The 8339-nt window shown below is 63.1% G+C and carries 3 protein-coding genes; 1 reads left to right on the top strand and 2 read right to left on the bottom strand.

Annotated elements, in window-relative coordinates:
* Window positions 1-216: 216 nt before the first annotated feature.
* The gene (locus tag BLT40_RS05975; RefSeq protein ID WP_090352216.1) at window positions 217-3162 is read right to left on the bottom strand and encodes a hypothetical protein; all 2946 of its coding nucleotides are present in this window, start codon (window positions 3160-3162) and stop codon (window positions 217-219) included.
* Window positions 3163-3196: 34 nt separating this feature from the next.
* Window positions 3197-5143 (bottom strand): hypothetical protein, encoded by a 1947-nt coding sequence (locus BLT40_RS05970; protein WP_176809115.1) that lies wholly within the window; start codon window positions 5141-5143, stop codon window positions 3197-3199.
* A 517-nt stretch (window positions 5144-5660) separates the two neighbouring features.
* Here BLT40_RS05970 and BLT40_RS05965 point away from each other — a divergent pair.
* Window positions 5661-8198 carry an autotransporter family protein gene (locus tag BLT40_RS05965; RefSeq protein ID WP_090352211.1) on the top strand — a complete coding sequence of 846 codons (2538 nt, stop codon included), beginning with the start codon at window positions 5661-5663 and terminating at the stop codon, window positions 8196-8198.
* Window positions 8199-8339: the final 141 nt, after the last annotated feature.

Genomic DNA, 8339 nt, shown 5'->3' with positions numbered 1-8339 from the left:
ATCCCTTTTCCCCTCGTGCTCCACGCCATCCTGTCGGCCTTCATGCGATCCCCCGTGAACTACCGCAGGGCCAGAGGCACCTGCATTCGCGAGATCATTTATAGGCTTTGGAAAGCGCGGGGCCTATACAACCAGCGTGCTAGCCGGGTGAGGCATTTGGCCGATAAGCCAATGAAGACAACCCGCCGTATGGGCGGGTTGTCCTGGTCTTGTCGATCACCTCTTGAACTTGAAGAAGTCGACGTGGATCGAGTCCTTGCAGACAATTTCTATCCACTTGACCTTCTTCCCGGCAACGACGTCATTTCTCACTTCGGCGTACTGGCCGTTGCCGCTCCCCGCGTTGAGTGTCTTTTTTCCGCCGATGATGCTGCCCGATGCATCCTTGAACGAGATGTACACCGGATCGTCCATCGAACTGACCGCGAAGCGCACTTCCGTCCATTCCTCGAACAAGTTGAAGAGGACGGTTTTTAAGATAAGCTCGTTGTTTGTCGGGTGTCCGATCCAGAGGATGTCGCCCTTGTAGTAGTCGTCGAGGCCAGCGCCAGAGTAGGGCTTGACGCCGATGAACTGCTCTTTCTCGACATGGTGGTTCCTGTCGAACATGACGTGGAACACTTTGTCGAACTCAAGTTTGTCTTTCGTCTCGGACGATACGCTTCGCGTTTGCTCGCCGTCGAAATCGAACGTCGCATCCCATTGCTCGCCTCCTGCCGTGACGAACACGCTGAGCGGCGCGGAGACAGGTAAAGTCGTGCCGGCGCGCGTCACGGTGTACGTGCTCACCACGGTCCTGCCGCGCTCCGCCGCGATCATGGCGGCGGTGATCTTAAACGGATCCAGGGTCGGCGAGGCCGTCTTTGTCGGCAAGGCATGGGTACCGAATGACGCGGCTACGCTGTCACCGCTCAGCAAGGGCGCGGTGGGCGGGACCTCCAGGTCCGCGGACGTTCTGTTGCCGTCGAGCCGCGACGCGATGGCCTGCGGAATGACCGGCGCCGGGAAGGCCGGTGGCGCGACCGTGGCACGAACCGTATAGGCCAGCGAAGTGAATTTTCGTGCCGTCGCCTGCGCACCGCCATCGAAGGCGACTTCCAGTGTGAGGACGAGCGTTGTCTGGTCGGAGAGGGTGTTCAGCCACAGGCGCGGCAGCGGCTCCGAGAACGCGCTCCCGCCGGTGACCGGTTTGGCCGTGGCAATGACTTGCGAACCGTTTGCCGTCGACGCCGTAAGCCAGTACAGCTGCCCGGTGGCCATCAATGGCCATTTGGGTACGTCGATCAGCGCGTCGCCGACGAACTGGTTCAGATCGATCACGCTGGTACCGAGCGCTTGCCGGATGACCGGCTTGCCGACGCGCGGGTCGTTCGGCTGGAAGTCGAGCACGTTGAAGTTTGCGATGGGCGAGGACTTCGCTGCGCCGCCGGCCTTGGGCGTGACGCTGTATTGCACCGTGATCGCATGGGCCAGGTTCTTCGCCACGACTGCCGGCCCGATGTCGATCTTCATGCCTGACGGGTTGCCGCTTTGCGCGGCGGTGGTCTCCTGCCCACCTGGACCCGCCACGGTTACGATTACATCGTCGCTCGCGCGGATGTCGGAGGACGCCGGAATGGAGGCGGTGATTCCGTTGGGCGCCACAGCCGGATCGATCTGGCCGGCGACCGCTTCGACGATGCCGGGAAGGGGAAGGTTCGGCACCGCAGGGGGCAGGATGCCGAATTGATAGGGAAGCGACGTCGCGGAGTAGTTGGGCCCGGTTACCGTATACGTCGCCGTGGCAGGCGAGCCCGCATTCGGCGCGATGAACGCCGTTCCCGTCAGCGTGAAGTCAGGGGGTTTCGACGGATCGCTCATGGGTTTGGAATCTGTGAACGGCACAGGCGCGGCGATATTGGCGGTGACCTGGTTGCCCCTCGTCTGCGGCGGGATGACCAGGTGGGCGACGCCAAGTTCGGCGGGGATCGTGTAGTTGATCGCCTCATCCACCTTAGGAGCGGGTAGCTCGCTGCTCGCGCCGATGACACGCAGATCCCTGCGTTTCGACTGAACCGGCGTATCGCCAGGATTGGTCCGCTTGTACGCGATACTTGCCCTACCGCCGCCGGCCGTGCCGCCTAGCGCGGCGACTTCGGCATTCGGGATGATGAATTCAGGTACCTGGTAGTCGTAGGTGAGCAACTGGGGCGGCGGCGAATACGGGCGCGGCGTGGTCCCGTCTTCGGCCACGCCCGTCCATGTCACCGTGATGCTCGCGCCCTTCAGGCCGCCGTTGTTGACAGGCTGGACGGTAACGTCACCGGTACCCAGCGTGCCCAGGTCGATAACCGTCTGATCGGTGTCGGCTTCCTTCACGCGAGGCGCGGGCAGCGCACCCGGATCGGGCAGGGGCACCTCCACCTGCGTATGCGGCGCCCACTTCGAACTGTTGGTCACGCGGTCGAGGATGCGGTACGTGACGGTCGCCGTACCCGCGCCGATCTGCCTGATCTCGTCCTCGGGTATCGCTATTTCGAACGACGGCTTCGCCACGTCCGCTGACGACAGCGTGATCTCATGCTGGAAGCCATGCCACGAAGCCGTGATCCTGTCGCCTGCTTCGATGTTGAGATACCTGGCCACGACGATGCGCACATTGCTCAGGTCCGCCCCCAGCGGCCAGGGGACGACTTCCGGCGGCTTGAGTCCCTCATTGATGGTTTCGGTGCTCGGGTCGGGGTCGAGGCCGCCCGGGACGCTCAGTTTGACTTCGACCGACAGGGAGGGTGAGTAAACCACCGTCCCCGATGCGCCCACATTTTCGTGCACTACATCGAAGGTGCCGGCGCCGATGGCATGGATGGCCGAAGCACGAACGGTGACCGGAATGGCCTTGCCGTTGTCCTCGGCGTTGATGAGCCGGCTCCCGACGACCGGTCCCGTCGTGCCGCCCCAGCGGATACGGGCGATGTCTCCATCGACGAAGCCGTCCCACGGGCCGACGATCACGCCAATGCTTCCCGCCGCGTTAGGGCCCACCAGGTCGTACCCGAGGCCGCCGTTGGCGTCGACCTCGTGAATGAGCGGGGGAGGTGGCGCCGCATCTGGCAGGATCGCGTGCGTGGCGGCACCACCGTCGTCGAGCCGCGGTGAATCCGGGTGTTCGTGTTCGGTTTGCATGGAACCTCCTTGATCCACCGTCGCTCGTACCGCATCAGTTTCCCGTGCGTACGTCCATCAGCACGTTGTCCTGAACGGCGTCTACCTCGCCGGCCTGGTTTTCGATCGTATAGTCGAAATAACCGTGACCGAAATTGACGGGCAGAAGAACGCCCGGGGCCAGCATGATGTCGACGAAAGCACGCTTCTCCGTGATCGATTTTGCCGGTGGCTTGGGAAGCGAACTGTCGTCTCTTTCGACGAGATCGTTCTTTGTGATGATGTGCGATCCGCTGTCGCTTGTCGGCGCTCCCGGCGTGCCGACATCCGGCGTTCCCACGAATTCCCACGCGATGGTATCCCCTTCGCCGACATTGGTCTGGTCCAGGCGAATGCGCACGGGTGTCCCGTTTCGGGCGTCGTCAATGTTGATGCCATACGCCCGCCTGCCCGCGGCCTTCACGAAGGTGGCGGCATAAAGCGTGCCTCCTCCGGGCAGTTCGCCGGCCGTCTTGATGTTGATGGCCTGCGACGGGGAGAACGCCGTGACTTCCTCGCCGCTCTCGAGGATGCGGGTCGCACCGTAATAAAACTGGTGCGCGCCGGAATGGCTCTGGAGGTCGGCACGCTCAACCGTGATCTTGAGATCGGCAGCCTTGGTGACGTCGTCGCCGGTAACGGTGCGTGCGGCACCCACGGCGCCGCCGTCTTTCGCATCGATGTAGAGCTGAATGACATCGCCTTCCTTGAACGCTGCCACCGGCGTAGCGGAAAGGTCGAGCCAGGGCACGATGCCGGTAGCGTCCTTCTCGGCATCGTCCGCCGGAAGATCGTTGTCCGCGCCGCTCTCACCCCTGAGGGTAGGCCGTTGCAGATTCTCGTTGGGATTGTCAGGCAGGCCTGGCTCCGGGTTCGGCAGCGGGTCAGGATTGGGGTCGGGATTGCCGGGCAATGAAAGATCGAAGTCCACCGGTTTGATCTCGGACGGACTCGACAGACCGCTTCGCATGACCTGATAACGGACATCGGCGGTGAAAATCGGTGCGGGCGGGGTGCCATCGCCGGTGGACGGAAACAGCAGCGTGTAAGGGAAACCCAGCTCGAGTAACGGATCGTTGCCGATGTCTGAAGCCTTCAGCGGGCTGGTGACGACGCTTTGGTCGCCGACACTGACGATGAAGTAATCGCCTTCCTTAGGCGTTGGCGTGTACCTGGGAATCTGAATCACCATGGCGGGTCGAGCGTCGGGATCGGTGATCAGCTTGTCGTCTTCGGGGTCGAAGCGGGGGACAAGCGGTGCCGGAACAGTCTCCGGAGCGTCCTTGATCAGCATGTTGACCGGGGTTCCGGGAGCCGGCCCGTGTTGATTGCCGACGTCGTCCGTCGCGGCATAGTAAAAATCGACAATACCGGCCCCATCGACCTTCTCGAGTACCGTACGGTCGTAGGTGACCTTCGTGCCACTGCTTTTACTCGTGGTGACGACGGTTCCGGCGTCAATCTGAATGCCGTCACTACGAAGCTTCATGAAGAGGTTGATGGTGTCGCCTTCCTCCTGAAATTCGTAGCTGGGGATCGTACCTTCGAGCACACCACCGAGCTCACCGAGCAACTTGGCGAGTGTCAGGCCGTTATTGTCGATGTCCTCATCGAAATCGATCGCAGGCGGCAGATCGCCGCCCGGTGGCTGCTTATCGAAAATGACATCGGTGCCCTTATAGAGGTAGTCGATGCCGAGCACCGTATTGACTTTTATGCGCAGCGGAATCAGCGAGACGGCCCCCTCGGGGAGAGCATCCATGAACTCCTTGGACACGTAGAGTTCGATGGGGTCTGGGTACGGTGGAGCCGAGGGAAGGTCCACAAAGGTGAGTTCCTCGTCGACAAACATGACGCTGTAGCGGTCCAGCGGTTTCGATTCGGGCCACAATTTGCAGCTGATCTTGAGTGGCGCCAGCATCTTGGCGCGAGGAATTTTGTGGTTGGGCAGCGCATCGGGCACTTCCGTGGGAAGATCGATGTCTTCCGCCTGGGGATCGACCGATGCGGGAGCCGCGCTGGTCACAAGCTGCGCGCGACGGGTGGCTTTCCCTTGTGGCTTTCCTTGCATTTCGTATCACTCCTGTGATTTCGGTGATGGCACGTCATCGAGCGTACTCCGCCGCGTCATGCGGCTTCGATAGTCCGGACGTTGTAGGCGCAGCATGTCCGGAATCGGCAATGTGCGAAGCCAGGTGACAAAGCCCTGTGCGTTTCACATCGCGTGTACGCCTGCGTCGATAAGGATGCGACTCTTGCCGGATCACGCGCCGGAACCGCGCCCGGTCATCGCAACGAGATCGGAAAGGCTGGGAGGGCCGTACCACACCGCATCCACTTTTAGGACCACGCCCAATAGCGAGGTCGGCCGCGAGTGGCTGTAATGCCCTCTCTCGTGGCGTCGACCTGTGTCCGCCGCGTCCGTCGTCTGGCTCTATAGCCGTCGATTCCTTGTCTTGGTTCCGAAGCAGGAAAACGCCATGCATTGCACTTTGTCCCGAGTTGCGCGCCGCGCGACGCTTTCGGCCGCGATCGTCGCGGCACTTTCGACGTCCTCCTATGCGATCGCGCGCGATGTCGGCGCGGGTCAGACCGTCGTGCTCGACAACGAGAACGCCTCGCCGGAGGTCTTCAATGTGCGGGCTTTCGGTACGTTGCGTGTGTTGAATGGATCGACCGCCGGTGCCGTGCATACGACATACAGTACGCTCGTTATCGACCGCTCGACGATCGCGTCCGCGTCGGGCGTGGGCGTGGATGGATACAATGGATCGAATCTGACGATCACCGATTCCACGATTTCCCCGGGGACGACGGGTCGCTTCCAGCGAGGCCTCCTGCTGGCGGAAAGCAACCTGCCCGAAGGCAAGGGCATGGCGGCGCACGTGTCCGTCGCACGCAGCGTCATCAACGGAAACGACTACGCCGCCAGTATCGCGGGTAACGGTGTCATTGACGCTTCGGCCACCCGGTTCATCGGGCAGGGTGCCGGTTCCGCCGGTATCGCGATGTACAACGGCAGCCTGACACTGACCGACGGCAGTCTGGTGCAGGGGCAAGGTCAGGGCTTGCATGTCACGACAACGCGCGCTGTCTACGCGCCCTCCGTCGGCAGCACGCTCATCGTGGACGGCTCCACGGTACGTGGCCTGGGCGGCAGCGCCATCCAGGTGTTCAGTCAGGATGACACGCCAGTCGATCCGACGATCATTCTGCGTAACGGCGCATCGCTCGAAGGTGCCAACGGCGTCGCGCTGGGCATGAACGACGGGACGCACGCGACCATCCATCTGGACAATAGTCGAATCGCCGGTGACTTCCAGCTGGCGGGGAGTGCCTCCGCGGACGTTTCGCTGACCAATGCGGCGACGCTTACCGGTAGCGTGACGGGCGACGCGACGATGACGCTGGCATCGGGCACCGAGTGGGCCTCGACGGGAAATTCGACGATCGCTTCGCTGGCCCTGAACGGTGGCAGCGCATCCTTTACGCCGGTCAGCGGCGCGGCCTATCGAAGCACGACCGTGCGCGGCGACTTCTCGGGGAGCGGCGGCACCATCGGGCTCAACGTCCTCCTGAATGAGGGCGGCGCTTCGTCCCATCAGCAGACGGACCGGCTGTTGATCCTGGGTAACGTGACCACGACGGGCGTGACCGATATCGTTGTGACGCCGGGCGGCGTCGGCGCCGCTACCGACACCAACGGCAACGGGGTGATCGAAGCTGACGAGGGCATTTCACTGGTGCAGGTGGGCGGCGCTTCGCGGGCCGATGCGTTCAGGCTTCGCGGGGGCTACGTCGCCGTCGGTGCATTCCAGTACACCCTGCACGCGTTCGGCCCCGGGCAGGCCGATGCGGCGCAGAACCAGCTTGGTGGTGCACCCTTGAACTGGGACTACCGTCTCGCCAACCAGGTGGTGTGCGAAGGAGGCTGTACACCCGTGGATCCGGGTGGTCCGGGTCCTGGCGATGGCGGCGACCCGGGCAATCCCGAGAATCCCGGTATTCCGGGCGACGGCGGCGACCCCGGTATCCCCGAAACCCCGCGTGAGCGATTCGCCGTGGCTCCGCAGCTGCCTTCCTATCTCTCCGCCCCGGCCGCGCTGCTCACCTATGGCGACATGATGAACGACGGTCTGCACCAGCGGCTCGGCGACATTCGCCAGGGCGCATCGGACAACCCGGTCGGGGGCGAGGTATTCGCGCGCTACCTCGGTGGCCAGCTGCGCTACAGCTCCAACCTGTCGTTTCAGCGTTACGGCTACGACTTCGATCAGCAGATCAATGCGCTGCAGCTCGGCGGCAGCCTGATCGCGCTGGATGGCGACAATGGTTCGCTGCGTGCGGGCTGGGCCGCCGACAAGGGAACCACGCGCGTTACCCCCAACGCGGTCGATGGCAACAGCAGCGCGAAATACCATGCCAATGGCGTATCCGGCTGGATCACCTGGCAGCACGGCAACGGCTTCTGGGTAGACGGCGTCATCGGCGCCACGCGGTACCGCGGCGATGTAGGTACGGATCTGCGCGGCTCCGATGTCGGCAATCTCCGCGCGCACGGCTGGACCACGTCGATCGAGGCGGGTCTGCCGATCGCGATCGGTGGCGACTGGACGGTGGAGCCGCGGTTCCAGCTGAAGCACCAACAGCTGAACTTCCGGGACTTCAGCGACACCGATGGACTTGAGGTCCAACTGGGCACGGCGAAGCAGACCAGCGCCACGCTTGGCGGTCGTATTACCCGGACGGCGCAGCCGCGATTCATGCCCTATGCCAGCCTGGACCTGACACATACGAGCCATGGCGATCCGGGCGTGGACGTCTCCAGCGAAGCATTCAACACGGGCGACCGCTTCGGCTCGGGTCGTGTGGGCAATGCGTATCGTGTTGCCGCGGGTGCGGTCAGCCAGCTCGGTGAACATGTGCAACTGTATGGCGAAGGCACCTACCAGCACTTCGTCGGCAGCTACGGCATGCGCGGCTGGGCCGGCAACGTCGGTGTCCGCGTGTCGTTCTGACGCGCGGCCACAAAAGACCACGGCATGTCGCGTTGACGACATGCCGTGGAAGTATTGCGGTTCCCCAGTTCGATACCGCTAAACCGCTGACGAGCCACCCGGCGTCCGTCGCCTCTTCGTGATGCCCCGCGCCCTGCGCAT

It is taken from the genome of Dyella sp. 333MFSha, assembly GCF_900102405.1.
Classification (GTDB): Bacteria; Pseudomonadota; Gammaproteobacteria; order Xanthomonadales; family Rhodanobacteraceae; genus Luteibacter; species Luteibacter mycovicinus.
The sequence above is the reverse complement of the archived record's forward strand: the minus strand, read 5'-3'. Positions and strand labels throughout refer to the sequence as shown.

What these genes read in the sequence shown, in the direction of transcription:
- BLT40_RS05975 (WP_090352216.1), bottom strand. Translation starts at nt 3,162, where the DNA reads ATGCAAACCGAACACGAACACCCGGATTCACCGCGGCTCGACGACGGT.
- BLT40_RS05965 (WP_090352211.1), top strand. Translation starts at nt 5,661, where the DNA reads ATGCATTGCACTTTGTCCCGAGTTGCGCGCCGCGCGACGCTTTCGGCC.